Raw genomic sequence first — 25,890 nt, forward strand, 5'->3', positions numbered from 1 at the left:
GAGGATTGCCCGTCGTAAAAATGATTCAACACTTCAAAAAATATAGCCATCTAGCGATCGCATTTACCATCTTATCCTCGATTGTTTCTGCGACAATCTTTGTCCGAGCTGACGAGCAAATTGTTGATTTCTCCGGAACCGGAAGACCGAACGAACAAACTGACGGAGGAAGTCGCGGTAATTGTGGAGGGGCGATCGCCTCTAATCACCAATTAACCGCTTTGATTCCACAAACAATGAGTTTAACCGTATCCGAAGCACCCACATTTTGGGTTTACATTCCCGACGATCCCAAAAATCTAGAATATGGTGAATTAATCTTACAAGATGAAATTGCCGAACGACCGATTTATCGGATTCGTTACCACCTCGAAAATACCCCTGGCGTTGTGCGACTGAATGCTCCGAGCGATCGCGAATATCAACTCGAACCACAAAAACTTTATCGTTGGTATTTTAAAGTTAAATGTACCGGAGGTAATCAAGTTGCGGTTGGCGGACTGATTGAGAGAGTAACTTTACCCCCATCCGCACAAAATAATCGCGGCTATCTCGACAATAAAATTTGGCACGAAATTTTAACTGAAGTTGGTAATCGCCTGCGTATTTCTCCGGATAATTCTGTCATTCGAGAGGAATGGAAGTTGCTTTTAAATGCGCCAGGAGTGGATTTAAAGCATATCGGCGATCGCCCCCTCGTGGCTTGCTGTGAAATGGAGCAACGAGAATAGGGTAAAAACATCCCAAATAATTCTATAATTGAAATAGCATCGTTTATAACCAATTTCCGACTAAAATAAACGGCGCCCAATAGTAAGGACGTTCCCATTTTTTATCGGGGTCTCGGTTAGCTAATAAAGACAATTGTGCTTGACGCAAAACTTCCGCTTTCCCGATATTTTGATTGGCTTGTATTTGAGTTAATTGTCGATAAAACTGCTCCATAAACTGGGCAGTGGATTCGTCGTTGACGGACCACAAGGTGGCTAAGGTACTGCGTGCGCCTGCTTTGACAGCGACCCCGGCTAACCCGAGGGTGGCGCGATCGTCTCCAGAGGCGGTTTCGCAAGCACTGAGGACGAGTAATTCGATCGCGCCGACCGCACGATCGCGATCGCGTTCCAATAAGTTATTCAAGCGATCGATATCCAGGAGTGCATCCCAAGTTAAAATAAAAGTATCTTCTAAATTAGAACTAAACTGACCGTGAGTGGCTAAATGAACGATATTATAATTCGCTTGTTTGAGTTTTTCCTGTAATTCTGAAGCTACAAACTCTCGATTTAATAAAGTTTCTGTTTTCGGTAAAATTGATTCAATTTCAGTCAGTTCGATCGGCACGTTGGGAAGGGGAGAAAATTTTAAATTTCGCTCTTGTAAGGTTCTCTCTTCGCTGAGTCCTGCGGTTAAAGGGGTCAGTTCAAGTTCGGTCAGAGGACGAGGATTTAATAACTGCAATCCCGGGGTGAGGGCGATCGCGTATTTTTCGATCAGATAGCGATCGCCGTCGTGGAGGACGGACATCGGTAGATTGCGAAGTTGACTGTCTAAAACGAATACTAATGTATTGATAGGATTCGCTTCTAAAAGACTTTCTCCCGGTCGAATTAACCAATTGTAAAACTGCTGGGAGAGTTCCTGAATCTCGATCGCGAGGCGCGTGCGATCGCTCAAGCGATCGCTTAGTTCATTTAAGGTTTCGCGGATTTGCGATTGCGAAATCCAGGTACGATAGCGCTGTAATTCTTGTTTTTGAGGCAGTTTGACAATGACTTCAAGGCGATCGGCCAAGACGATCGCGTAGACCACCGCCGAAGGGATTTGTGCCTGGTCTACAACCCGATCGATTTGTTCGGGTTTGGCATCCAAACAGGCTTCGCGAAAAAAGTCATTGAGTTCGGCCAACTGCAATGCTTCGATCGCCTTTCTCGCTTGTTTTAAGTTGGCTTGAGAAACTCGTTCGGGTTTTAATAATAAATCTACGTATTCTCGATAGACGGGTTCGACACTATCGCGGAAATTAAATTGAATGTCGGGATTAATCGCCACTAAGTCGCCGCGCAAGATTTGTAAGTTTTCAAAGGCCAAACGATAAGCGGCGATCGCCCGATCGCGATCGCCTTTAATGGCTTCGAGTCTTCCTAACTGCCATTGCCAGCGATAACCGAGTTCGGGACTGTTCAAACTTTCGGCAATTTGTAAAGCATTTTTAGTTAATGTTTCTGCTAATTCTAACTGTTGTTGCTGTTGGGCGATCGCCCCGGCATAGCCCGTAGTTTGCGCCTGTAATCTAGGATCTCCAATATTTTTAGCTTGTCGATCGGCGATCTCCACTTGCCTTTTAATCTCATCCCACGAAGGCAAATGAGTCAGTTTAAAGTTATTTTGATTTTCACTGTGGCATCCTCGGAAAATTGGAGAGGCTAAATCCAATGGCACTGGGTTATGTTGAGTTTGCAAACAGGCCAAACTGTGAATCAAGTTGAGCCGTAATTCGATCGCCGTCGAACTCGGAGGCAGTCGGTCGAGGTCTTCCCGAATTTTGGATAAACTCATCGGGGATAAAATAGCGGAATTTTGGAGGCGATCGCCAGCGACTTGCAAACTCAATTGATTCAGACGGGCACGCAGTTTTAAAACGGGATCGGAAGTTTTGATTTCTGCGGTTTGATAACGATCGATCGCCCGTTCGACTTGTTCGAGAATCCGGTGGGTATTGCCCAAACTTAATAGCAAACTCGGTTGCAGGTCTAGATAGGGTTGAGTTTGAGACTTTTCTAGGGTATAATTAAGAACAACTTTGGCATGTCTGGGATAACCGACGATCGCCAAAAGATCGCCCAATTCTTTTAATGCGAATAAATCCGAGTCCGTAGGGGCAAGGCGATCGAGTTTGGATATCAATTCATCCGGTTTTTGCCGTCCGATCGCCTCGCAACGGGTCGCATCGAGGTCGAGGAGACTCAAAATTGTCTCGCAAGAACGGGGATAAAAGCCCAACCGTTTAAAGGCTTGAGCGCGATCGATCGCGGTTCGTCGGACGGCTTCGCGATCGCCCAAGCGATTGTAAAGTTCGGTCGCCTGCTGCCAACTTTCTAAGGCATTTTCCGCCCTGCCGAGGGCCAATTGCAAACGACCTCGAACCCGGTAGGCATGGGCGATCGCGTCTATTTCTTCCCGGGTCGTTCCGGCGAGTAACCCGAGGCTGTCGGCGATCGCCTCACGGGCTTTTTGCCAGTCTCCGAGGTGCTGGTAACTGAGGGATAAATTATTGAGCGATCGCGCTTGGTTGAGGCGATCGCCCCGACGGGCAAAAGCATCGATCGCTTCTCCCCAGCGACGGACGGCGCGATCGTATTGCCGCGATCGATAAAATTGTCGGGCGTCTTCGCCGAGTTGGAAGCCGTCAGCTTGCGCCTGGATCTCAGTTACCACGGGCGTTTTGGAGATCGCCCGGTGGGTGGCCACTGGCAAGAGGAGCGAAAAAAGCAGCAGCCCCGCGATAAAAATCCGTCGTTTCACGATCGATCGCCCTCTATCGAACCTCATGGATTTATCGTTAATTGTTGCATCCCGGCAGGGGGTTGACCCAGTTTAACTCGGCCCCGGTCTTGCCTGCAGTGAGAACCACGCGCCCTCGTTCGTCCAAGCGCCATCCTTGCGCCGCCACGATCGCCGGATCGCGATCGATCGTTTCCGGAGGGGCGATCGCCTCGGGTCGAGCACTCGGGGGCGACAGTTCGATCGGATCGACATGAGATAAATCCCCGAGGAGGGGATCGCCGGGATTGGCGGGTACTCCGCCGCGCCCGGTCACCACAAATTCGCTCTCTCCCCCTTGTCTACAAGGGTTTTGGGCGATGAGCGCTTCCGGATCGACAACTTCGACCTCGGAGACCTGCGCCGGATCGACTTCCAACTCAATATCTAATGTAAGATCCCCCGCCGCGACGATCGTGCTGTCGGGAGAAACAAACGTCGTTCGCGCCCCGATCCGGACGTTGCTGCCTCCTTGGGGATTGGCGGCGTCGGTTCCCAGGAAGCTGCGATCGCGCAACAACAAAATCTCACTTTCTAAATCGATATTCCCTTCTAACGTCGGATTGCCACTTGCACTGCCCGTGGCCAGGATCTGGCTGTCTTCCTGCACGAAGATATCCCGGGCGCGAATCGCGATGCTGCCCCCCTGCCCGTTTTCCGAGGCCGCCGCCAAGGAACCCCGCCGGGTCAGACTCACGTCGGCTTGCCCCTCGCCGGGAATGCTTGCAATCTCCAAATTGCCCGGACTGCCGTTGTCCAAGCCGCGCACGCTGATTTCGCCGCCATCGGCGACTTCGAGCGATCGTGAGACCTGCAAGCGCACGTTACCCGCATTGCCGATCCCTCGGGAAGCTGCCGCCAGTCGCGCCCCGTCGAGAACGGCGATCCGACGGGCGACCACGGTGATATCTTCGGCGTTTCCGGTGGCTTCGGCAACCTCCACCCGCGCCAGCAAGCCACTGGGTTGTAGATTGTCTGCCGATCGCCCGATCGCGACGACGGATTCGGCGGGTGAGTTGGCTTCAAACCCCGTCACGGTGAGTCTTCCGGCGTTTCCCCGGCCAAAGGTGGAGGCGACGACTTGGGCGCCGCGAGTGGTTAGCAGTTGGGGGGTCGCGATCGCCACGTTTCCGGCGTTACCGCTTCCTGTCGTGAGCGCAGAAATTTGTGAGGGGTTAGTCGTGTTGGGGCTGCCGTCGAGAGACGTGAGAAACCCGATCGCCTCGACCGCTTCGGCAGCGCGAATCTCGATATTGCCGCCGTTCCCCGCCCCGAGAGAAGACGCCGCCACCCGCGCCCCTCCTTCGACGCGCAGGCGATCGACGAACAGTTCTAAATTGCCTGCATTGCCCGTGGCGCCGAGGTTTACCCGAGCTAGCACCCCACTGGGTTCGAGTCCGTCGGGCGATCGCCCGCTCAATCTCACTTCTTCGGCGGTTACTCTCACCGTTCCCGCATCCCCGGCACTGAAGGTTTCCGAGGTCACTTGCGCCCCGTCGGTGGCGGTGAGCCGACCCGTGGCGATCGCGATCGTGCCTGCATCACCCGGTCCGGCAGTCACGGCGGAGATTTGCGAGGGTGCCGGGGTGCCGTTGGGAAACTGGCCGATTCCGAGCAGTTCCACCGCCTCCGATGCCCGGATCGCGAGATTGCCGCCGGATACTGGAGTTTCCGAGAGGGAGGAGGTCGCCACCCGGGCGCCCCCTTCGATGCGTAACACCCGAGTATCGACGCTCAAATTACCGCCGCTTCCGGTTGCCCCCGGTTCGACGCGGGTTTGCAAGGCGCTGGGGGTGCCGTCGGCGAGGCGATCGCGCAATTCCACTCGTTCCGATGCGGTGACGGTCAGGGTTCCTCCCTGTTGCGACCCCAAGGTATTCGCTTGGATTTGAGCGCCGCCGCTTAAAGTGAGTTGCCTGCTTCTCACGTCAATCCGTCCGCCTCCCGCTCCACTGCTACTTACCGAGGCGCGATCGGAGAGGGAGATATCACTAAAAGTGTTGACGTTGGTATAGCTCGGGGTCAGGCCGTCGAGGGCGATTTGGCTGTCAGGGCCGACACTACCGAGGGCGATCGCTCCCTGGCGGGCGGTTAAATAGCCTCCGTCGAGGGTTAAATCGCCACCGAATAAGCCCAATGTTTGCCCGGGTTCGACTTGCAAGCCGACCGTCGCCCCGGTTGCGTCGGTGACGCGCGATCGATTGACGATCGCCGCGCGATCGCTGCCAAATTGCAAGCCCGTGGGAACGTTGACGGTCAGTAACGGCGCGTTTTGCGGGGCGATCGCGCCGAATCCCTCGCCGTTGTCGAATAAGATTTCGGCGGCAGTTGTGGCTACAAATGCCCCGCGCAAGTCGAGGCGCGCGTTCGGACCGAAAACGAGACCGTCGGGGTTGAGTAAAAATAAGTTGGCGTCGCCCAAAACCCCCAAGGTACCGAGGATCGACGACGTTTCGCCCCCGGTGACCCGAGTGAAAATGGTTTCGATGCCCGTCGGGTTAGCAAAGTATAGCGATCGCCCGTCGTCGATATTAAATTGTGAGAAACTGTGAAAAAGATTCGCTCCGCGCACGGCGCCGCCCTCGACGCGATCGCTGGTGGCGTCCGTGGGGACGACTTGGGAGTTTTCGGCGCCGAGGGTATTGTCGGGAACCAGTTGCGCTTGCCCCGGGGTGGCGGTCAGGGCGATCGAACAAGCGGCTAGAGAAAACCAAGGCGATCGCATGGCAAGAGAAGCAATATATTTACAAAGAGAATCCAGATCGAGCCGCAGGAGATTCGCAGCTTGTCGATTTTTCAGTAAAAATATTCTAGCCTATCCACCAAAAATTAGGGGAGGACCGAGTTGAATCAAAAATGGCTATTCTAGAGGGGTCATCGTGAATACTATATAAAAATAGTATTTTATCGACTTTTCCCTCTTGATGTCATTGTCGGAGATAGCGATCTCCGGATCCCCGATCGGAAGAGATCTAGGCGGCGTTGACCCTATTTTTGAGCTTCTATTCGGAAAATCCGTCGCGATCGCCAACCCGGTAAAAGTTCTAGAATAAAGTCAAGATAAGGGTTGTCCTGGAAGGACAGAACAGGGATCGTCTCAATACAAGAATCCTTCATAAATCTTTACTAATAATGGCTTAAAAACTATTGTATCGACGGTAAAAATATACCAAAACTTTGCAAGGAGAGAAATTTATTTTTAGCTGTTTTACCTATGCCTACCCTGTTGTTTTACGTAATACGCTAGGTCTCCAAAAGCTTCAGTCTTAATTGATGAAAGAATTCGCTTTTCAACTCAGCAGGGGACAGACATTGAAATTTTAAAGCCGATCGCCCGAGTGAGATCGGTGTTTTACCAAGTGAGATCGATCTGGGGAGGCGATCGCCGACGAGGGACTGGCGATCGAAAAGGAGCCATTTTAAGAAAAACTCGCTATAAATGATGAATGTTACAACAAATCGCTCCTCCTTCCTCTTGGCAATTCGAGGGACATCGAGATAAAAATAAATCTTAGATTTAAAATCTAAAATCTAAAATTTCAACCCCTTATCTTGCCAGAGCCAAGATTGCTGTGGTAGGATCGAGTTCTTAGATTAGATATCGGTGGCTGAGTTCTTGCTCGCATTAGAAGACTTGTTTCTGTTTAGTGTCAGATTTGTAGACTTACCTCCGAATTTCAAATCTCCACACCCTATTTAATTTCTGAGGTAAGTTCATGACGGTTTACGTCGGTAACCTTTCCTTCCAAGTCACGGAAGACGATCTCAACAGTGTTTTTGCAGAATACGGCTCGGTCAAGCGAGTTCACATGCCCGTCGATCGCGAAACCGGACGAGTACGCGGTTTTGCCTTCGTCGAAATGGAAACCGAAGAAGAAGAAGACGCAGCGATCGAAAGTTTGGATGAAGCTGAGTGGATGGAGCGCACCCTCAAGGTGAACAAGGCCAAACCCCGCACCGACAAGCGCTCCTCCGGTGGTGGCGGCGGCGGTAACTGGGGCGGGAAAAGCCGCAATTTCTCCCGTCGCTACTAAGTTCTGAGGGGCAAACTCAACTAGATTCTCAGGTCTGAGGCAGGACAGGGAATTGACCCTGTCCTCGTCTTTTTTGCTCGAACCTGAAAGCTCGTCCGATGAGTTTCACATCAAACTGGGAGGATGTTAAATGACCCAAGTGATTCTGGGTGATAACGAACATTTAGAGTCTGCTTTACGCCGATTCAAGCGTAAAGTTTCCGGGGCTGGAATTTTTGCGGACATGAAAAAGAACCGCCATTTTGAAACCCCAGCCGAAAAGCGCAAGCGCAAGGAAATTGCGCGACAAAGAGAACGGCGTAGACTTCGCAACCGCCGTAGAGGTTTTCGCAGTTAGTTTGTAGCAATTGCTTCTCGATGGAAAGTGGCGATCGCCCGGACGGATCATTCCCGACGGGAAGGGCGATCGCACTTTTTTTTGGCATTTTTTTGGCATTTTTTGTAGGGGCAGTTCGCGAACCGCCCCTACAAAAGCTTAATTAAGCATCATCTAACGCCGCAATACCGGGAAGCACCTTACCTTCGAGCAGTTCGAGGCTGGCGCCGCCCCCCGTCGAAATGTGGCTCATTTTTTCGCCCAAGCCGACTTTTTCGACAGCCGCCACGGAGTCGCCACCACCGATAATCGTAGTCGTGCCTTTCGGGGTCAGTTCGGCTAAAGTATGGGCGATCGCCTCCGTACCTTGAGCGAATTTTTCCATTTCAAACACACCCATCGGACCGTTCCAGATCACCGTCTTGCAGTCCGCCAGGGCTTCTTGGAACGCCTTCACGGAGTCCGGACCGATATCTAACCCCATCCAGCCGTTGGGGATGTTTTCCACGGTCACCGTTTGGGTATTGGCATCCGCCGCGAACTTGTCGGCAATCACCACGTCCGTCGGCAACAGTAAATCGACGCCGCGTTCTTTCGCTTTGGCTTCGAGCGATCGCGCCAACTCCAACTTATCCTCTTCCACCAAAGAATTACCGACGCCAATCCCGCGCGCCTTGAGGAAGGTGAAGATCATCCCGCCGCCGAGGAAGAGTTTGTCGCATTTCTCCAGCAACGTTTCGATCACGCCGATTTTACTCGACACTTTAGACCCGCCGATAATCGCCGCCAAGGGCTTTTGCGGATTTTCGATCGCCCCTTGCAAATATTGCAATTCCTTCTCGATCAAAAAGCCCGCCACATTGGGGCTGAGATATTTGGTCACCCCTTCCGTCGAAGCATGAGCGCGGTGGGCCGTTCCGAAAGCATCGTTAACGTAAACCTCCGCCACCGAAGCCAACTGCTTGGCGAATTCCGGATCGTTTTTCTCCTCTCCGGCGTGGAAGCGCACATTTTCCAACAGGGCCACTTGACCGTCTGCCAAGCCTTCGAGCTTCGACGCCACACCGGAACCGATGCAATCGTCGCATTTAATCACATCTTGACCGAGCAATTCCGAGAGGCGCTCCGCTACCGGAGTCAAGCGCATTTTTTCATTGACTTGACCTTTAGGACGTCCGAAGTGACTGCACAGAATTACCTTGGCGCCTTTTCCGGTGAGGTCTTGAATCGTCGGCAACGCAGCGCGGATGCGGGTATCGTCCGTAATCTTGCCTGCATCGTCGAGAGGAACGTTAAAATCGGCGCGCATCAAAACTCGTTTGCCCGATACGTCGGAAGCCGACAAATTTGCTACAGTTTTCTTGGCCACAAATCTACCTCTCTATTGCGTTATTTTGGTCTGTTTTCTACAAAATCGGTACTATACCGTTAGCTCCTCAGTGGGAACTGATGTCTTGACACGAGACGCGAGCAATCGCGCTTCGAGAGCGGATGGAACTGAATCCATTTAACTGTTTGCCGTAAACATTTTATCGAAGAGTGTGTCCTCCAGAGGGTTCTTATGTTTGAGACCGTTCTATTTCCGATCGACCAAAGCCCCGAGTCTCGCGAAGCGGCGGATACCGTCGTCAAAATCGTCAAGCAGTTTAATTCGCGTTTAGTGCTGCTCTCGGTGGTGGAAAAGCCTATTGAAGGGGAGGACGCCCCTCCCGAACCGAGAATGTCTCCCGAGGCGATCGCCGAACTGCTCAAAAGCGCCCAATCCATGTTTGCCCAAGCCGGGATCGAAGCCGAGACGATCGAGCGCGAAGGAAAACCTGCATTTGCGATTTGTGACGTTGCCGACGAAATCAATGCCGATTTGATTATTATGGGATGTCGGGGGATCGGTTTGATCGAGGAAGAAGTATCTGAAAGCGTGACCAATCGCGTGATTAACTTATCTCCCTGTCCGGTGTTAATCGTACCTTAAACGCCGTGGCGCGATTCTCCTGGGGAGACGCTTCGCGATCGCCCGTCCCTGGGGACGATCCTCGGTACGACCCTCGAACTTCAGCATCTCAATTACTCGAATTGCGGAATCTATGACCATTCAGTGGTATCCCGGTCACATTGCCAAAGCCGAACGGCAACTCAAAGAACAACTCAAGCTCGTCGATGTCGTGCTAGAAGTCCGGGATGCTCGCATTCCTCTGACCACCCACCATCCCCAAGTCCAGGAATGGGTCGGCAGCAAGGAGCGCGTCTTGGTGATTAACCGGGTGGATACAATTCCGAAGGTGGTGGAAAACGAGTGGCGCACCTGGTTTGAAGAACGCGGCGAAACTCCCTATTTTACCAACGCCCAACAGGGTGACGGCGTGCGCGCCGTGGCTCAAGCGGCAAAAAGTGTCAGCGATCGCGTCAATCGGCGACGGCGCGATCGCGGGATGCGTCCCCGTCCCGTGCGCGCCGTCGTCATCGGCTTTCCCAATGTCGGCAAATCGGCTTTGATTAACCGCCTGTTGGGTCGGCGCGTTGTCGAAAGCGCGCGCCGTCCCGGGGTCACCCGTCAACTACGCTGGGTAAAGATTTCTAAAGAATTAGAATTACTCGACGCGCCGGGAGTGATTCCGACGAAGTTAGACGACCCCCAAGGGGCAGTCAAATTAGCCATTTGCGACGATATCGGCGATGCGGCTTACGAGAATCTGCTCGTGGCTGCCGAGTTGGTCGAGTTAATTTGTTTTATGGACGATAGTTTTCCCGGGATGGGAGCCGCTCAAACTTTAAAATCTCGTTACGACCCCGATCCGTTTGCGAGTAGCGGCGAGCAATATATCCACGCGATCGCCGAAAGTCGCTATCAAGGGGATGTAGAAAGAGCTGCCCGCCAATTGTTAAACGATTTTCGCAAAGGCTTACTCGGGGCGATCGCCCTGGAATTGCCACCGATTTGAATTGGAAGGAAACAGGCAAAAAGCAACAGGCAAAAGCTCAAGATTTCCCCTCTATCTCTGGTCAGGGCAACAGGAGGGCCGTTCCTCGGACATCTTACCCGCTTTCAGTGCTTCCATTTTTAACCGACGTGAGCGAGAATTCCCCCATCTCAACGAAGTAGATGGGGGATGAAAGCGAACTTAGAATGAAGTTCGATCTTTTTGTGCCATAATAAATTTATCGATAAAAGTTTTACTGGTAATGTTGAGGGCAACAAAAGTCAGAATCTATCCTACAGCAAAACAACGACAGCACTTAGCCCAAAGTTTCGGGTGTTGTCGTTTTGCTTGGAATTATGCTCTGAACCTAACCAATCAAACCTATAAAGCAACAGGAAAAGGTCTTTCTAGGTTCGCTATTCAGAAAGAGATAACGAATCTCAAGAAAGAATACGAGTGGATGAAAGAGCCTTATTCTCAGTGCTTACAGGTGGTAGCTCTCAACTTATCTCGGGCGTTCATCAATTTCTTTGAAGGTCGTGCTTCTTTCCCAACTTTCAAATCAAAACATGGGAAACAGTCCATTAGTTATCCTCAAAACGTTTCTCTAGTCGAAAACGGTTTGAAGTTTCCCAAAATAGGGATGGTTTATGCCAAAATCCATCGGGAAATAGAAGGAACTCTCAAGACGGTAACCGTTTCTAGAAATTTTCAGGGGCATTACTATGCTTCTATCGTCGCCGAGGATGGGAAGGAAACTCCTGAAAAGTCAGCAGATGGAAAAGCGATTGGGATCGATCTTGGCATCAATCATTTTGCGATTACCAGTGATGGTTCTAAATTCAACAACCCTAAGTGGATTAATAAACATGAACGTAACTTAAAAGCGAAGCAAAAACGATTAACTAGACGGGAAAAAGATTCTAATAATCGAAACAAGACTCGAAAGCAAGTTGCCCGAGTTCACAAAAAGATTTCCGATTGTCGGTTAGATTTTCACCATAAGCTATCGCGCAGGATAGTCAACGAAAACCAAGTTGTTTGTGTGGAGAATTTAGCCGTCAAGAACATGGTCAAAAACCACAATCTAGCTAAAGCAATTAGTCAGGTCGGTTGGGGTCAATTTTGTACCCTGTTGAAATACAAGTGTGAGTGGGAAGGGAAAGTATATCAAGAAGTCGATCGTTTTTTCCCTAGCTCTAAAACTTGTAATGTCTGCCTAAATCAAGTCAGAAGCCTGACCCTCGATCTTAGGAGTTGGCGGTGTGAAAAGTGCGGTACGAACCACGATCGCGACATCAACGCGGCCAAAAATATCAGAGATGAAGGACTGCGGATTATATCCTCTGGAACGGGGGAGATCGCCTATCGCCCAAGTGTAAGTCGAGATCGTAGAGGTCGCAAGACCGCTACCGTTTCGCAGTTTGATGGGTAGGAAGCCCCAACCTCGCGATCGCAGGTTGGGGTAGTTCACCTTCCACAAGAGAGCCAATCTTGATAGTCCATCACTAAACCCGCCACTTTTTCTAGAGGGATTTGATGAGTGTTACTTAAGTCAAGTAGAGTTTTTTGAAAATTGCTATTCGCTCGAAAAGAGTTGTGAGTTGATAAATAAGTTTCTAACAGTTTTTCAATAACTGCGGTGTCCACTCCATATTTGACCGATAGTAAAATGAGGCGTTCTTTCACCTTATTACTATTCATTTTTCCGGAAAGATAGGCCAAATTTGAAAGAGAATCCCCGGTTTCGGGTTCGCTGGTGGGGGCGCGATCGTCCGGAGTTTGGTTGGCGATCGCCGATTGCGTCACGGGCGTAGGAGAACTTTCGGGATGGGGTGAATGGAGAACTGCACCACATCCCGACACGAGCAACACGCAAACACACAGTAGTAACAATCGGGCGATCGTCAATTTTAGAGTTTAGAGTTGAGAGTTTAGATCGAGGGATTCGGGAGTGGGAAACTTCTGTGAAAGCGGGCATCTTACTCTCCTAAAAGAGGCGATCGTGTTGCCCGCACCACAGATGAAAATACTTGGCCCTCCCCCCTATCCTAACCGCGAATTAAAACATCTGGCCCGACCTCGACAAAGCCGATCAGACTCGGTTCGGAACCGACGACCAATCCTAAATAGGGGCCGCTTGCTCCAATTCTAATCACGGTGGCGTTGACCTCCTGGGATTCGCCCTCGACACTTTGGGGGAGCAGTCCGGCGAGAATGTCGCTTTCGCCTTCTCCCCCAAAGCGGTCATCGACATTAAACCCACTGAGGTTAACCGTAATCGGTTCTAACACTAACTCCGTGCGAACCACCCCCGGAGTCAGACCGATCGCGTCATTCCCGGCGCGGTTGAAATCGAGAATGATATCGGCTTCGTCGAGAGAACCTGCGGCGAATTCGGTTTGTAAAACAAAGATATCGTTCGCCGGACCGCCTGCGAGTAGGTCTTGACCGCGATCGCCCAATAAGGTGTCATTTCCTTCCGATCCTTCGAGCAAATCGCCGCCTTGACCGCCGCGCAAGAAATCGTTACCCAAACCGCCGACCAGGCGATCGTCGCCTTTGTGACCGTGGATAAAATCGTCGTCGCGTTGACCGAAGAGGCGATCGTTATCGCTACCGCCGCGCAAGGTATCGTTTCCGTCGCCGCCGAATAAAACATCCGAACCGACATTGCCATTCATATTTTCGCTCGACGCCGATCCGACCACGGTATCGTCTCCGTTGAGAGCCCGCAAACCTCCCGGGGTCGCGTCTAACTCTCCCTCGCCGAGAGTAACATTATCCCCATTCTCCGGATCGTTACTCAAATCGAAAAAGTTCGGATCGTCAAATCCCGGTTCTTCTGGCGGCGGCGGAGGCGGCGCGGGAGGCGAACCCGGCGGTGGCGGCGGTGGTGGTGGCGCGGGGGGCGAACCCGGCGGCGGTGGCGGCGGTGGTGGCGCGGGGGGCGAACCCGGCGGCGGTGGTGGCGGTGCAGGGGCAGGGGGGTTGATAAAACTATCGGGAATTTCGACAAAATCTAAATCCGTTTCGGTCGCCCCGGGAACGAAGCCCAATAATTCCCCCGTATCTTCGACGCGGATGAGAACGCCCGAACTGCTGCCCACCTGTGGATCGGTGCCGTCTAACTGGATTTGCTCGAATTGGAGGTCATTTTCTTGAATGCCGCCTGTCAAGCCAATTTCATCGATACCATCGAGATTGTAATCGACGAGAATATCGACACTACTGAGGCTGCTACCCGAGGTTTCGGTCCTGAGGATATAAAGGTCGTCTCCCGGACCGCCAACTAACAAATCTTGTCCGAAATCCCCACTGAGGGTGTCGTTTCCCTCGCCGCCATCGAGGAGGTCGTCATCTTGACCGCCGCGAATGATATCGTCTCCATTGCTGCCAAATACGCGATCGTCGCCGACATTGCCGTTGAGGTCGTCGTCGCCGTCTTCCCCGTCGATGAGGTCGTTATCGCGACCGCCGCGCAAGGTATCGTTACCGGATCCGCCGAGGAGAAGGTCATTCCCGGTATTGCCGTTGATGACTTCATCCGATCGCGACCCGGTAACGGTATCGTCTCCCGCGAGGGCGCGCACCCCACCGGGGCGATCGTTGAGTTCTCCTGGGGCGAGACCTTCATCGTCGGGGTCGGTCGCGTCGTCGGTTAAATCGAGAAAATCGTCTTCGCCGAACCCTCCTGGAGGGACGCCACCGGAAGACCCGGAATCGACGGTATCATCCTGTGCCCGTTCCGGACAGGGACAGTTGAGATCGTCTTCGAGAATTCCTTCTGGCATAACCGCTATACTCCGACATCCAATGTTGAGAAATCGCCACCCAAAAATAGGTAACCGGGTTTGTTCCCTCTCAGTTTATCAAGGCCAACGAAAGTTTTCGGCTTGGAACCCTGCCTTAAAAAGACAGCTTTGGGATCCGACAATCCTGGCGATCGCGGCGAGGTAGGGGCGATCGCCGCTACCCTTGCAGTAAGATATTCTCGTCCACGGCGGCAAAATGCCCGGTCAAGGCGTCGGCGGTGGTATTTAAGACGGCACCTAAGAAGGTTCCGGAATCGAGACTTTGAATTAAGGTGCCTTCGAGAACTCCGTCGCCGTTGGGATCGAGTTGCGCTTGGCTGACTCCGGCGACGGTTAACAATTTTTGCAGTAATTCGGGGTCGAGACTGGCGATCTCGCTGGAAAGATTGACGGAAATCGCCTGAAACCGGAGGTTTTCGGCGGAAATGCCTCCGGTGAGTCCGATCGTGTCTTGGGTCGGGTCGAAGTCGATAATAATATCGGTACCGAAGGGATTGAGGTCGGTGGTGTCGGTTCGCAGGACGAACAAATCGCGATCGCCGCCGCCCACTAAAGCATCTTGTCCGAAATCGCCGATTAATACGTCATTTCCGGCTTCGCCGACGAGTAAATCAAAATCTTGTCCGCCGCGAACGATATCGTTTCCCTCGCCGCCGACGACGATATCGTCGCCGCGATTGCCGTTGAGAACGTCGTTCCCGAGTTCGCCGAAGACTTCGTCGCCGCCCCGTCCGCCGCGTAGGAGGTCGTTACCGCCGCCGCCGAAGAGGAGATCGAGTCCCGCATTGCCGTTCATGATTTCTGCGGAGTCGGCGCCGCGCACGGTATCGTTACCGGAGAAGGCACGCAATCCGCCGACAAAGGCGGCGATCTGGTCGAGATTGAGTTGGATATTGTCGGGATTTTCGGGATCGTCGCTCAAGTCGAAAAAGTCCTCATTGGTGAGGGGTATTTCCTCGGTATTGAGGGGGGCGATCGCCGGAGAATTATTAAAATTAAATGAAGAATTGACCACGATTTTTATCTTCCTTAAAGTAAAAAAGGATAGGAATTTGACTCGTCGATCGCGAATCGTTCCTATCCTAACTGGAGAGCGATTGAGTTGCCAGATGGTCGGACCGTTCGGCGCTCTTGGCAATAAATGGCGAGTTGTAAAAACGGGGATGTTAAATTAGGGTTTAAATTTTAAATCCCATTTCTTTTAAGGTAGTTCGCAGTTCGCTTCCGGCGGGGGAATCGCGCTGTTCGTAGAGGGCGATCGCTTTGCGAAAATGGTCTAAACTCTCGAAAACTTTGCCGTTTTTCAATAAAATTACAGCGATATTTTGATAAGTTTCCGCATAGGTGGGGTCGAGTTCGATCGCGTGATAGTAAGCGGCGATCGCCTCGTTGATTTTCCCTTTTTCTTTGAGAGCCAAGCCTAAATTAAAATGGGCGATCGGTAAATTTGGATCGATTTGCCACACTCGTTCGTAAGCGGCGATCGCTCCGGTTAAATCTCCCGTTTGCATGTACAAATTGCCCAAGTTATTATAAGCGCCAATTTTTAAAGCAGGTAAAATGTTGAGGGCGATCGCCACTTCGTAATGGGATTTTGCTTTGCCGATTCTTTGCTGTTTGCTCAAAGCAATTCCCGCATGATAGTGCAGTTCGTAACGTAAGAGGCGATCGAGATGTTTTTCTTGTTTTAATCCTTTTTTTAATAACTTTAAGCCCGCTTCTATTTCTCCATTCTGAACGTATAAGGCGCCGAGTTTGCTGCAAGTGTAGGCATCATCCGGATGTTCGGATAAATACCGTTCCATTGCTTTACGAATCCGAGATAACTTATCGCGGGCGGCGATCGCCTCCGGTCGATACCCGTCGTGAACGATCGCCACCGAACTTAAATATCCAATTTCCCAGCGATCGGGCTGTTGCACCATGAACTCTGCAACGCTATCGTCAATTAAAGCATGGTAAGGACGACTAAATCGGATTTCCGGTAAAGGTCGAAATAACCGGGAAACGAGAGAATAAGGCGATTGTTTGGCGCCGATCTCTTGACGGACGAGATTGATGGCTAAATGCCGATCGCTGGCGATCGCTTCTTGTAATTGCGGGACAATTTCTGGATGTAAAATCTCATCGGCATCGAGGACTAAGACCCAGTCTCCGGTAACATATTGCAAGGCGGCATTACGGGCCGCCGCAAAATCGTCATTCCATTGGTAATGTTCGATTTGAGCGCCATAGTCTCGGGCAATTTCGACGGTGCGATCGCGCGATCCGGTATCGAGGATGACGATTTGATCCACGACCTCTTTAACGCTATCGAGACATCGACCGATACAGGCTTCTTCATCTTTGACGATCGCGCACAAACTGAGTTTGACCATTGCTAGTTTGAAAATTTTTCTAGGAGTTAGATAGTTCTATTTTAACGAGAAAGTTAAGGGAGTAAAGGTAGAGACTTCGCGTTAGCAAAGCGACGCCAGAGGCGTATCACTGGGACAAGAATGGAGGGATTGAGAATAAAAAAAAGGGTCGCCAGTGGCAACCCGCGATCGAAAACTTGTCGAACTCGCAATTAACTTTTGAGGGGTTCGGGGAGCTATAAGTCCCGCGCTGTATGCGAAGCATCAGCGTCGGGATCCATGGACTCCCCTTGAAAAGTCTCATCCCCACCCTACGGGAAGGGCCAAGCCCTACGATGGGGATGAGACCAGCATTTACAGGCAGCTATAGCCTTTGGTAAACTCCGGCTATGCTGACCACGAACTACACTTACCGAATCTATCCAAATGTCGTACAGCAGACTGAACTGCGGTCGTGGCTTGAGACGTGCCGAGGCGTATATAACTACGCTTTACGCGAACTCAAAGACTGGATTGCTTCTCGTAAGTGTCAGGTAGACCGATGCTCGCTGGAAAAGGAATACATCATTCGCGCCGATGAGCCATTCCCGTCTTACCATCGTCAGCAGAACAACCTGCCCAAAGCAAAGAAGCAATTCCCGCACTTGGGTAAGGTGCATTCTCAGGTGTTGCAGACTACGATTCGTAGACTGCACGATACCTGGGAAGTCTTTCAGAAACGGGGATATGGATTCCCGCGTTTCAAAAAATTCGGTCAATTCAAATCCTTTGTGTTTCCCCAGTTCAAGAACAATCCCATCAATGGCTTCATAATCAAGTTGCCAAAGATTGGGGAAGTGCCGATCGACCTGCATCCCCCCTTCGCCCCCCTTTCAAAGGGGGGTTGGGGGGATACAGGTAAGGGTACTGTCCAAGGTACGGGGGACGCAATGGTACGTTGTCGTCACCATTGAATCGGATATATCGGTTCCCGATGTTCCGGTTCATGGTCGGGCAATTGGGATTGACCTGGGATTGGAGCGATTCTTGACCGCTTCCGATCGCTCTTTCCAAGAGCGCCCTAAGTTTTTCAAGTCGATGCAACGCAAGCTGAAATTGCTGCAACGCAGAGCGGCTCGAAAACAGAAGGGTTCTCAAAACTGGGAGAAAGCACAAATCGAAGTGGCTAGAATGCACCATCGAATTGCGAACCGTCGTAAAGACTTCCATCTGAAGACGGCTCATCAGCTTTGCAACCGGGCACAAACCATCTTTGCAGAAGACCTCAACGTCAAAGGCTTGACGCGAGGGATGTTGCGAAAAGATTGTGTAGATGTTGCCTTCGGACAATTTCTGTCTCTGACGGAATGGGTGTGCTGGTGCCGTTGGGGTCTACTTTGCTAAAGTCAATCCCAACGGCACCAGTCAAACTTGTCCATCCTGCTTTGCTACGGTGAGCAAAGGGTTGGAAGTCAGAGAGCATCATTGTTCTGAGTGTGGGTATCGGACTCATCGTGACCGTGCTGCAGCAGAGATGGTTTTGCATCGTGGACAAGAAAACGTAGTAACCCAGGGACTCTGGGGAACGGAAACCGCCTGTCAAGTCGGTCTGTCGGGGGTCGATGACCTAGATAAGTGGCGTGGGGCCCGAACACCCAATTGTGAGGTTGGGAAGCCCGCGCTGTAATCTTTGATTCAGCGTCGGGAGGATGTCACTGCAAGAGTAAGGCTAAAAAGATCGCCACCATACTGATACCGTAAAAGCTGCCGACAATTTCTAACTCGGACCAACCGGAAAGCTCTAAATGATGGTGCAAAGGCGCCATTTTTAACAGGCGCTTGCCGATGCCATCGGGACCTTTGGTGGCTTTGTAATATAAAACTTGGGCGATGACGGAGAGGGATTCGACAAAGAAAAGACCACTGATGAGAAACAATCCCCAAAGGGTGTTGGTGGTCAGGGCGATCGCCGCCAAGGCGCCTCCCAAGGCGAGGGAACCCGTATCGCCCATGAATACGCGGGCGGGGTTGCGGTTGTGGGCGACAAAACCGAGACAACTGCCACTAAAACAGGCGCACAATAAGGCTAAATCTGGGTGAGTCGGGGCGACTAATGCGGCTAATCCGAGAAAGGCGATCGCCCCGGTTCCCCCCATCAACCCGTCTACGCCGTCGGTTAAATTGGTGGCGTTGCTTTCGGCGACGAGGACGAATTCGGCGATCGGCCAAAAGAGGAATCCCAAGGGTAACACGATGCCGAAGGGAAGGGCGATCGCGCTCAACGTTGACGGTTGCGTCAAGGCCAACCAGAGGCAGAAGAGGGCGCCGAACAGAACTTGTAACCCGAGTTTCATTTTCGGCGAGATGCCTTTGTTCGATTTCAGGCGCAAGATTTGCCAGTCGTCCAGCCAACCGATAAAGCCATAGGTGACGGTGAGGGCGCAGACCGCCAGGGCTTCGGGGCTAAAACCAGACCACATCGACCCGATCAGGACGGCGACGGGGATAAAAAAGACCCCGCCCATTGTGGGGGTGCCTGCTTTTTTTAAATGTGCTTGGGGACCGTCTTCGCGGATGACTTGTCCCGTTTTGAGGCGAACGAGCATGGGAATCACCCAAGACCCCAAAGCGGCGGTGGCGACGCTAGATAAGAGCAGGGGGAGTAATAACGATCGCCCCCCGAGGACGGTGGTTTTTAAGTCAACATCGAAAATAAAGGCGATCGCCGTCAGTGCGATCGCCAGCAGCCAAAATAAACGAGTTCCCGAGAGGGTTAACGATTTCACGGAGAATAATTTTGCATCCACGGGCTTTCACTCCTACTCCACACCATTTAGATCCAAAGACGCTCCGTGCATCTCCGGTCAGTCCGAGGGTTAATTACAATTACAGTTACCATTGTGGGGAAGATCGATCGACGGGGCGATCGACCTTCCCCGAACGAGCTTAAACGTCGTCTTCGTCAGAGCTGGAGTCGTCGTCCATGTCGTCGTAAGAGTTATCGTCCCCCGACATCAACTCCGAGATTTCTTCTTCTTCTTCGAGAAAATCTTTTTCAGTCTCTTCGCGAGCAATCAACCGTCCGGTCGATTCCAACCAATCTAAAATCGAAACTTCTTGTTTGAGGGGAATCACATCCGCCGTTTTGTTGCGAGGTTCTTCGCGTAAAGAGGGGTTGTACATCTAACGCTCCTGAGATTAAAACTAATGGAACTCTAGAAATGGCTCGCTGTCAATCAATGGCAACGGCTAATCGGCGAGTCGGATCGACAACTCTATGATAAGCGTTCGGGGAACCGGGAATCGAAACCGTCACAAATGCGCTGGGGAACATTAGATCGTTTGAGGATGGAAAACGCTACTTTCTTACGGAAAACGACGATCGCGGTCATTTTACCTGTTCGAGGGGGGATCTGGGTTGACCGGAAGACGATCGCACGGGATTCCGAGTTGGATTGGGCGTTCGGCGGGCGCTCGGCATTGCCAATCGATAATGGAATAATGGGATAAACTTTTAACAATACGGTATGACTCAGGGTTAGGGCAAAACTGATGACTGTCGGAAAACTCGATTTACTCAGTGCGATCGCCGCTAAAAATCGCGGTTTACTCGCTACGAAATCAGACAATCTCGCCATTCTGGCGTTGGTTTCTCAATTGGAAGACCGCAATCCGAACCCGCGTCCTTTAGAATCGGCGAAAGTTTTACTCGATGGTAATTGGCGTCTGCGCTACACGACCAGCCAAGAGCTTTTAGGAATCGATCGCTTCCCGTTAACAAGTTTGCGCGAAATTTATCAATGTGTTCGCATCGATCGCGGCAAAATTTACAATATTGCCGAAGTTGCCAGTTTGCCTTTTCTGGAAGGGGCGATCGCTGTAATTGCAGAATTTGAAGCCATTTCCGATCGCCGAGTGGCGGTCAAGTTTTTACGCTCGATTGTCGGTTTACAACGGGCGATCGGTTATCAATCCCCCGATCGCTTGATTGAAGAAATTGAGGGCGATCGCAAGTTTTTAGCCCTCGATTTTAAAATCAATTCCCAAACTCGTCGCGGTTGGATCGATATTACTTATCTCGATGAAGATTTACGCATTGCCCGGGGGAATGAAGGGAGTGTTTTTGTGTTGACGAAGGAATAGGGAAATGACTCTCTTTTAGTGAAGAGTGAAAAGTGAAAAGATTTGAGTCTTCAGGGCGAGTGTTTGAAGCGCTGCTGAGAAACACTGGACCGAAGTATTACTATCTCAATCTAAAAGCTAGAATCTAAAAGCTAAAATCTAAAATCGCCATACATGATTTATTCTGCTCCAGTAAACATCAGATTGTCTCAAGGAAAACTCAACGTTCTGGAAACTTGCGCGCGTAAATTTAAACTGAGTTATCTCGATAATTTATCTTCGCCAATTCCTCCGAAGCAAAAAGAACGAATGGAGTGGGGGCGTCGGTTTCACTTGTTGATGCAACAGCGCGAGTTGGGGTTGCCCGTCGAGGTTTTATTTGCGGGCGATCGCAAAATGAAACAATGCTACGAGGCGTTAATCGATGCGGTTCCAGATATTTTAAAGAGTAACAATCTGGAAGGGCGATCGCTGTTTCGAGAAGCAGAACACAGTCGAGTTTTGAGTTTGGATCGGTGCGAAATTGTGGTGATTTACGATTTGTTGGTCGAACAGGAGGATCGGGCGCAAATTTTTGATTGGAAAACTTATCCTTTAGCCAAAGATCGATCGCGCCTTCAACATAATTGGCAAACGCGGCTGTATCCGTTTGTTTTAGCGGAGACGAGTGATTATCAACCGGAACAAATTTCGATGACTTATTGGTTCGTGCAGTCCGTGGCGTGGTCGAACCGTAAAAGCGATCGCCAAATGACGCCGCAAAAGTTATTTTTTCAATACGATCGCCGCCAACACGAACAAACTCGTCAAGATCTCGATCGCCGGGTGGCGGAGTTGACGGAATGGTTGGAAAATTATTCATCGGAAAGCTCATTTCCGAAAGTGGCTGAGGATTCAAAAGTTTGTCAGTTTTGTCCGTTTGCGCGCCGATGCGATCGCGGTTCAAGTGGTTCTGAAATGAGTTGGGATTTAGAGGATATTCCAGAAACTTATATGTGGGACGAAGAAAGAAATGACGACTTTTAAACAGTCAGGACTCAGGATTAAAAATGCGGAGGCGATCGACATGAATGCCTTACCACCGCTTAACTGCTAACTTCTAAGGATCGACGCCCTCAATCAAAAACCTAAAATCTAAAATTTAAAATCATCAATGTCTTCTGCGACCCCATCCCACTCCTCACCATCGAAGCGATCTAAACGCGATCGCGGTTATGTTTTGACGGCGATGGGTGCGGAAAAGCTCAAAGACCGGGTTGCAGAACTCGAAGCAGAAACGGGGATTAAATATACGGCGCCCAAAATTGCGGAACGAACTCAATTAATCGGGTCGCAAGGGTTGCACGCAACGACGGTACGCAAGATTTTGCGGGGAAAAGGTCGGGTCGATGAAAGTTCGTTAAAACTGCTGTTTGAGGTGTTCGATCTCGAACTCGAACACGAGGACTATACCCAACCGGGGATGCGAGAGGTGGCGCGGCGGGAACCCCGACAAGATTGGGGGGAAGCGGTGGATATTTCGGAATTTTACGGGCGCGAACGGGAGTTAAAGACGCTACAGGACTGGATTCTCGACGATCGCTGTCGGTTAGTGGTGATTTTGGGGATGGGAGGAATCGGTAAAACGTCGTTGGCGACGACGTTAGCGCGACGGTTACAACCCCATTTTGACGCGATTTTATGGCGATCGCTGCACAATCCGCCGCCAATCGAGCAGTGGTTGACTCAACTGTTGCAGTTACTGGCGCCGGGGGGTCATCGCGGCGGCAAATTGCCGAAAACCAAGGACGGACTGATGGTTGAGGCGATCGCCCTGTTGCGACAGCAGCGCGCTTTATTGGTTCTCGACAATCTCGAAACAATTTTAAAAACCGGGAGTCCTGCAGGACGCTATCGGGAGGAATATCGGGAATATGGGGAGTTTTTCGGGCGGTTGGCGGAAAGTGACGGTCAAAGTTGTTTGATTTTGACCAGTCGCGAAAAACCCCAGGGGATTGCGGCGTTGGAAGGGGATTTTTTACCCGTGCGATCGTGGTATTTGACTGGGTTGGGCGATCGCGAAGGGGAACAAATTCTCCACCTCAAAGGGTTGCAAGGGTCGCCAACCCGGTTGCGGGAACTGATTCGCGCCTATCAAGGTAATCCGTTAGCTCTCAAAATTGTCGCCAATTCGATTCAAGAATTATTTGCGGGACATCTCGACGAATTTCTCGATCGCGGGGTGACGGTTTTTAACGGGATTCGCAATTTATTAGAACGTCAATTCGAGCGACTTTCGCCGTTAGAACAACAGGTTCTCTACTGGTTGGCGATCGCCCGCGAACCGATGGGGGTCGGTCAATTGAGCGCCAATTTGGTTCCTCCGGTGCGATCGAGTCGCATCCTCGAAGCGTTGGAATTTATCGGGTGGCGATCGCTGATCGAAATGCGCCGAACCGCCGCCGGACAGGAATTTACCCTGCAACCTGCGGTGATGGAATATGTCAGCGATCGCCTGATCGAAACGGTGACGGAAGAAGTGGCGATCGCCTGCGAATCGGGCTGTCTCGACTCGATCCACCTGTTTAAATCCCATCCCCTCATCCAGGCGGAAGCCCGGGATGCCTTGCGCCAATGCCAGCGCGACTTAATTTTAAAACCGATCGCCGAACAACTGCTCGCCCATTTTGGCGGGAAAGACACCTTATCTACCCTTCTGCGTCAACTGCTCGCCTGTTTGCGCGAAGACGCTTCGAGTTCTGGCGGCTATTTGGCTGGCAATATTCTCAATCTCTCGATCGATTTAAAGATCGAATTAACGGGATATAATTTATCTCACCTCACGATCTGGCAAGCCGATTTCCAAGGGGTCAACTTGCGCGGGGTCGATTTCAGCCACAGCAATTTATCAAAATCTGTCTTTAGCGAAAACTTCGGCAACGTTTACGGGATCGCCCTCAGTGGCGACGGGCGCACGTTGGTCACGGGACATGTGGATGGCGAGATCCGTTTGTGGAATACCCGCGACGGTCAACCCCTGTTGTGTACTCCCGGTCACAGCAGCACGGTGTGGGGGGTGGCGTTTGCCCCCGACGGGGGACGGTTGGCCACTTGTAGTTTTGATTCGACGATCCGCCTCTGGGAGGTTCGCGGGTCGGAAGCGCGGGCGATCGCGATCTTCCAAGGTCACCGGGATTGGGTGTGGGCGATCGCCTTCAGCCCGGACGGTCGCACTCTCGCCAGTTGTAGCAGCGATCGCACGGTCAAACTTTGGGATCTCGACCGTGGAGAATGCCGCGCGACCTTAAGCGGACACGAGGATCTGGTCGATTGTTTGGCGTTCTCTCCCGATGGCGAACTGCTCGCCAGTGGCGGCGCCGATCGCACGATCCGCCTCTGGAAATGCCAGAGTGACACGTGCGTTGGCGTGCTACGCGGACATACCAGCCAGATTTCCGGCTTGAGTTTTACTCCCGACGGTCGTGGCTTGGCGAGTTGCGAAGCCCAACGGATTTGCGTTTGGGACCTCAAAACCCGACGGTGTACTCAAACCTGGGAAGGAGATTTGCAGTTGGTCTGGTCGATCGCCTTTGCCCCGGGAAACGGGCGCCGCCTGCTCGTCGGCGACGGCGATCGCGTCGATTGCTTCGATCTCGACACCCGACGGCGCGATCGCTACTTATCCGAATTTTCGGGACAAGTCTGGTCCGTGGCGTGGAGTCGCGACGGCAGCACGATCGCCGCCAGTGACAAACAAGTGGTCAAACTCGCCGAGGTGGGCGATCGGCGCCTCGAACCCCTGCAAACTCTCAAAAGTTATACCAATGCGGTTTGGGCCGTCGCCTTCAGTCCCCAAGGCGACACGATCGCCAGTGGGGGCGCCGACGGGCTGATTTCCTTGTGGGATCCCCACGGCGGACGCTGGGTGGAAACCTTGCAACACCATCACAAACCAATTCGGACTCTCGCCTTTTCTCCGGACGGACAGTTACTCGCCAGTGGGAGCGAAGACGAAACGATCTGGCTGTACGATTGCGATCGCGATCGCCCCTATCCGACCTTCCCCGGTCATACCGGATCCGTGCGATCGCTCGCCTTTTCCCCCAACGGTCAAACCCTCGCCAGCGCCAGCGCCGACGGCACGATCCGCCTCTGGGATACCCGCGATCGACGCGCTCTCCAATGGCTGCGCGGACATCAAAGCTGGGTCCTCGGCGTCGCCTTTTCCCCGGACGGTCGAACCCTCGCCAGCGCCAGCGCCGACCACAGCGTGCGTCTCTGGGATGTCGCCACTGGCGAATGTTTGAAAACTTTATTCGGACACGAGGGTTTTGTCTGCGCCGTCAGTTTCTCCCCGGACGGTCGAACCCTCGCCAGTGCGAGCGAGGACTGCACGATCCGCCTCTGGAATCTCGAAACCGGACAGGGCGATCGTCCCTTGCAAGGACACGAGAGTCTAGTCTGGTCCGTGGTCTTCTGTCCTCCGGTGAGGGGCGCCGAATCCCCCGCCCCCTTGCGTCTCGCCAGCAGTAGCATCGATCGCACGATCCGCCTGTGGAATCTCGAAACCGGACGGTGCGATCGCATCTTCGACGGTCATCGCGGCCCCGTCTGGTCTTTAGCCCCCAGTCCCGACGGCCAAACTTTGCTCAGTGGTTCCCAAGATCAAACCCTCAAACTCTGGAATCTCGCCACCGGAGAATGTACCCTCTCCCTGAGACCCCAACGCCTTTACGAAGGCATGAAGATCGCCGGAGTCACCGGATTGACTCCCGCCCGCAAAGCGACTTTAAAAGCTCTCGGGGCGATCGAACTCGGGGAGTAGGATCT

20 protein-coding genes and 2 pseudogenes are annotated in these 25,890 nt (G+C 52.0%); 12 read left to right on the forward strand and 10 right to left on the reverse strand.

Annotated elements, in window-relative coordinates; all coding sequences use genetic code 11:
- Nucleotides 1-20 precede the first annotated feature (20 nt).
- Nucleotides 21-731, forward strand: a complete 711-nt coding sequence (locus tag JJD41_RS20905; RefSeq protein WP_200669448.1) for a DUF928 domain-containing protein — start codon at nt 21-23, stop codon at nt 729-731.
- 43 nt (nt 732-774) lie between these two features.
- Here the strand turns inward: JJD41_RS20905 and JJD41_RS25815 are convergent, their stop codons facing one another.
- Both JJD41_RS25815 and JJD41_RS20915 read right to left on the reverse strand, forming a co-directional pair.
- Complete coding sequence (locus tag JJD41_RS25815) at nt 775-3,522, reverse strand: CHAT domain-containing protein (RefSeq protein ID WP_370583913.1); 2,748 nt, start codon at nt 3,520-3,522, stop codon at nt 775-777.
- A gap of 37 nt (nt 3,523-3,559) precedes the next feature.
- Nucleotides 3,560-6,265, reverse strand: a complete 2,706-nt coding sequence (locus JJD41_RS20915) for a two-partner secretion domain-containing protein (RefSeq protein WP_200669450.1) — start codon at nt 6,263-6,265, stop codon at nt 3,560-3,562.
- A 991-nt stretch (nt 6,266-7,256) separates the two neighbouring features.
- Between JJD41_RS20915 and JJD41_RS20920 the strand changes: the two genes are divergently transcribed.
- Nucleotides 7,257-7,574, forward strand: a complete 318-nt coding sequence (locus JJD41_RS20920; RefSeq protein WP_168567615.1) for an RNA recognition motif domain-containing protein — start codon at nt 7,257-7,259, stop codon at nt 7,572-7,574.
- 130 nt (nt 7,575-7,704) lie between these two features.
- Complete coding sequence (gene rpsU, locus JJD41_RS20925; protein ID WP_168567614.1) at nt 7,705-7,911, forward strand: 30S ribosomal protein S21; 207 nt, start codon at nt 7,705-7,707, stop codon at nt 7,909-7,911.
- A gap of 142 nt (nt 7,912-8,053) precedes the next feature.
- On the opposite strand, the gene JJD41_RS20930 is transcribed toward rpsU, so the two are convergent.
- Complete coding sequence (locus JJD41_RS20930; RefSeq protein WP_200669451.1) at nt 8,054-9,259, reverse strand: phosphoglycerate kinase; 1,206 nt, start codon at nt 9,257-9,259, stop codon at nt 8,054-8,056.
- A gap of 192 nt (nt 9,260-9,451) precedes the next feature.
- Between JJD41_RS20930 and JJD41_RS20935 the strand changes: the two genes are divergently transcribed.
- The 3 genes from JJD41_RS20935 (at nt 9,452) to JJD41_RS20945 (ending at nt 12,243) form a co-directional block, all read left to right on the forward strand.
- Complete coding sequence (locus tag JJD41_RS20935; RefSeq protein WP_200669452.1) at nt 9,452-9,862, forward strand: universal stress protein; 411 nt, start codon at nt 9,452-9,454, stop codon at nt 9,860-9,862.
- 112 nt (nt 9,863-9,974) lie between these two features.
- Nucleotides 9,975-10,829 (forward strand): ribosome biogenesis GTPase YlqF, encoded by an 855-nt coding sequence (gene ylqF / locus JJD41_RS20940; RefSeq protein ID WP_200669453.1) that lies wholly within the window; start codon nt 9,975-9,977, stop codon nt 10,827-10,829.
- A 241-nt stretch (nt 10,830-11,070) separates the two neighbouring features.
- Complete coding sequence (locus JJD41_RS20945; RefSeq protein ID WP_200669454.1) at nt 11,071-12,243, forward strand: RNA-guided endonuclease InsQ/TnpB family protein; 1,173 nt, start codon at nt 11,071-11,073, stop codon at nt 12,241-12,243.
- Nucleotides 12,244-12,278: 35 nt separating this feature from the next.
- Here the strand turns inward: JJD41_RS20945 and JJD41_RS20950 are convergent, their stop codons facing one another.
- The 4 genes from JJD41_RS20950 to JJD41_RS20965 all read right to left on the reverse strand — a co-directional run bounded on the left by JJD41_RS20950 (nt 12,279) and on the right by JJD41_RS20965 (nt 17,001).
- Nucleotides 12,279-12,704: a hypothetical protein gene (locus JJD41_RS20950; protein WP_200669455.1), complete on the reverse strand. Its 426-nt coding sequence runs from the start codon at nt 12,702-12,704 to the stop codon at nt 12,279-12,281.
- Between the two features lie 155 nt (nt 12,705-12,859).
- Nucleotides 12,860-14,602, reverse strand: coding sequence for a calcium-binding protein (locus JJD41_RS20955; RefSeq protein WP_200669456.1), 1,743 nt, complete (start codon nt 14,600-14,602; stop codon nt 12,860-12,862).
- A gap of 178 nt (nt 14,603-14,780) precedes the next feature.
- Nucleotides 14,781-15,638, reverse strand: a complete 858-nt coding sequence (locus JJD41_RS20960) for a calcium-binding protein (RefSeq protein ID WP_200669457.1) — start codon at nt 15,636-15,638, stop codon at nt 14,781-14,783.
- A 163-nt stretch (nt 15,639-15,801) separates the two neighbouring features.
- Nucleotides 15,802-17,001: a glycosyltransferase gene (locus JJD41_RS20965; protein ID WP_200669458.1), complete on the reverse strand. Its 1,200-nt coding sequence runs from the start codon at nt 16,999-17,001 to the stop codon at nt 15,802-15,804.
- A 368-nt stretch (nt 17,002-17,369) separates the two neighbouring features.
- On the opposite strand from JJD41_RS20965, the pseudogene JJD41_RS25045 reads away from it, so the two are divergent.
- Nucleotides 17,370-17,447: pseudogene (locus JJD41_RS25045) on the forward strand (helix-turn-helix domain-containing protein); the annotation flags it as partial.
- Nucleotides 17,448-17,471: 24 nt separating this feature from the next.
- Here the strand turns inward: JJD41_RS25045 and JJD41_RS25050 are convergent.
- Nucleotides 17,472-17,834: a hypothetical protein gene (locus tag JJD41_RS25050; RefSeq protein WP_234489146.1), complete on the reverse strand. Its 363-nt coding sequence runs from the start codon at nt 17,832-17,834 to the stop codon at nt 17,472-17,474.
- Between JJD41_RS25050 and JJD41_RS25055 the strand changes: the two genes are divergently transcribed.
- Entirely contained in the window at nt 17,809-18,363 is a 555-nt protein-coding gene (locus JJD41_RS25055) for an RNA-guided endonuclease InsQ/TnpB family protein (protein ID WP_234489038.1), read from the forward strand. The two genes, JJD41_RS25050 and JJD41_RS25055, sit on opposite strands and share 26 nt — an antisense overlap.
- 40 nt (nt 18,364-18,403) lie before the next feature.
- Nucleotides 18,404-18,646, forward strand: a pseudogene (locus JJD41_RS25060) (RNA-guided endonuclease TnpB family protein); the annotation flags it as partial.
- Between the two features lie 25 nt (nt 18,647-18,671).
- Here JJD41_RS25060 and mraY read toward each other — a convergent pair.
- Both mraY and JJD41_RS20980 read right to left on the reverse strand, forming a co-directional pair.
- Nucleotides 18,672-19,766, reverse strand: a complete 1,095-nt coding sequence (mraY, locus tag JJD41_RS20975) for a phospho-N-acetylmuramoyl-pentapeptide-transferase (RefSeq protein ID WP_200669459.1) — start codon at nt 19,764-19,766, stop codon at nt 18,672-18,674.
- A gap of 139 nt (nt 19,767-19,905) precedes the next feature.
- A complete protein-coding gene (locus tag JJD41_RS20980; protein WP_200669460.1) occupies nt 19,906-20,142 on the reverse strand; it encodes a DUF3134 domain-containing protein in 237 nt (78 codons plus the stop codon).
- Nucleotides 20,143-20,511: 369 nt separating this feature from the next.
- Between JJD41_RS20980 and JJD41_RS20985 the strand changes: the two genes are divergently transcribed.
- The 3 genes from JJD41_RS20985 (at nt 20,512) to JJD41_RS20995 (ending at nt 25,885) form a co-directional block, all read left to right on the forward strand.
- Nucleotides 20,512-21,102 (forward strand): PAP/fibrillin family protein, encoded by a 591-nt coding sequence (locus JJD41_RS20985; protein ID WP_200669461.1) that lies wholly within the window; start codon nt 20,512-20,514, stop codon nt 21,100-21,102.
- Between the two features lie 153 nt (nt 21,103-21,255).
- Nucleotides 21,256-22,107: a PD-(D/E)XK nuclease family protein gene (locus JJD41_RS20990; protein ID WP_200669462.1), complete on the forward strand. Its 852-nt coding sequence runs from the start codon at nt 21,256-21,258 to the stop codon at nt 22,105-22,107.
- A 127-nt stretch (nt 22,108-22,234) separates the two neighbouring features.
- Nucleotides 22,235-25,885 (forward strand): WD40 domain-containing protein, encoded by a 3,651-nt coding sequence (locus tag JJD41_RS20995; protein WP_200669463.1) that lies wholly within the window; start codon nt 22,235-22,237, stop codon nt 25,883-25,885.
- Nucleotides 25,886-25,890 lie beyond the last annotated feature (5 nt).

Origin of the sequence: Oxynema mangrovii CENA135 (assembly GCF_016632315.1) — a bacterium.
GTDB lineage: Bacteria > Cyanobacteriota > Cyanobacteriia > Cyanobacteriales > Laspinemataceae > Oxynema > Oxynema aestuarii.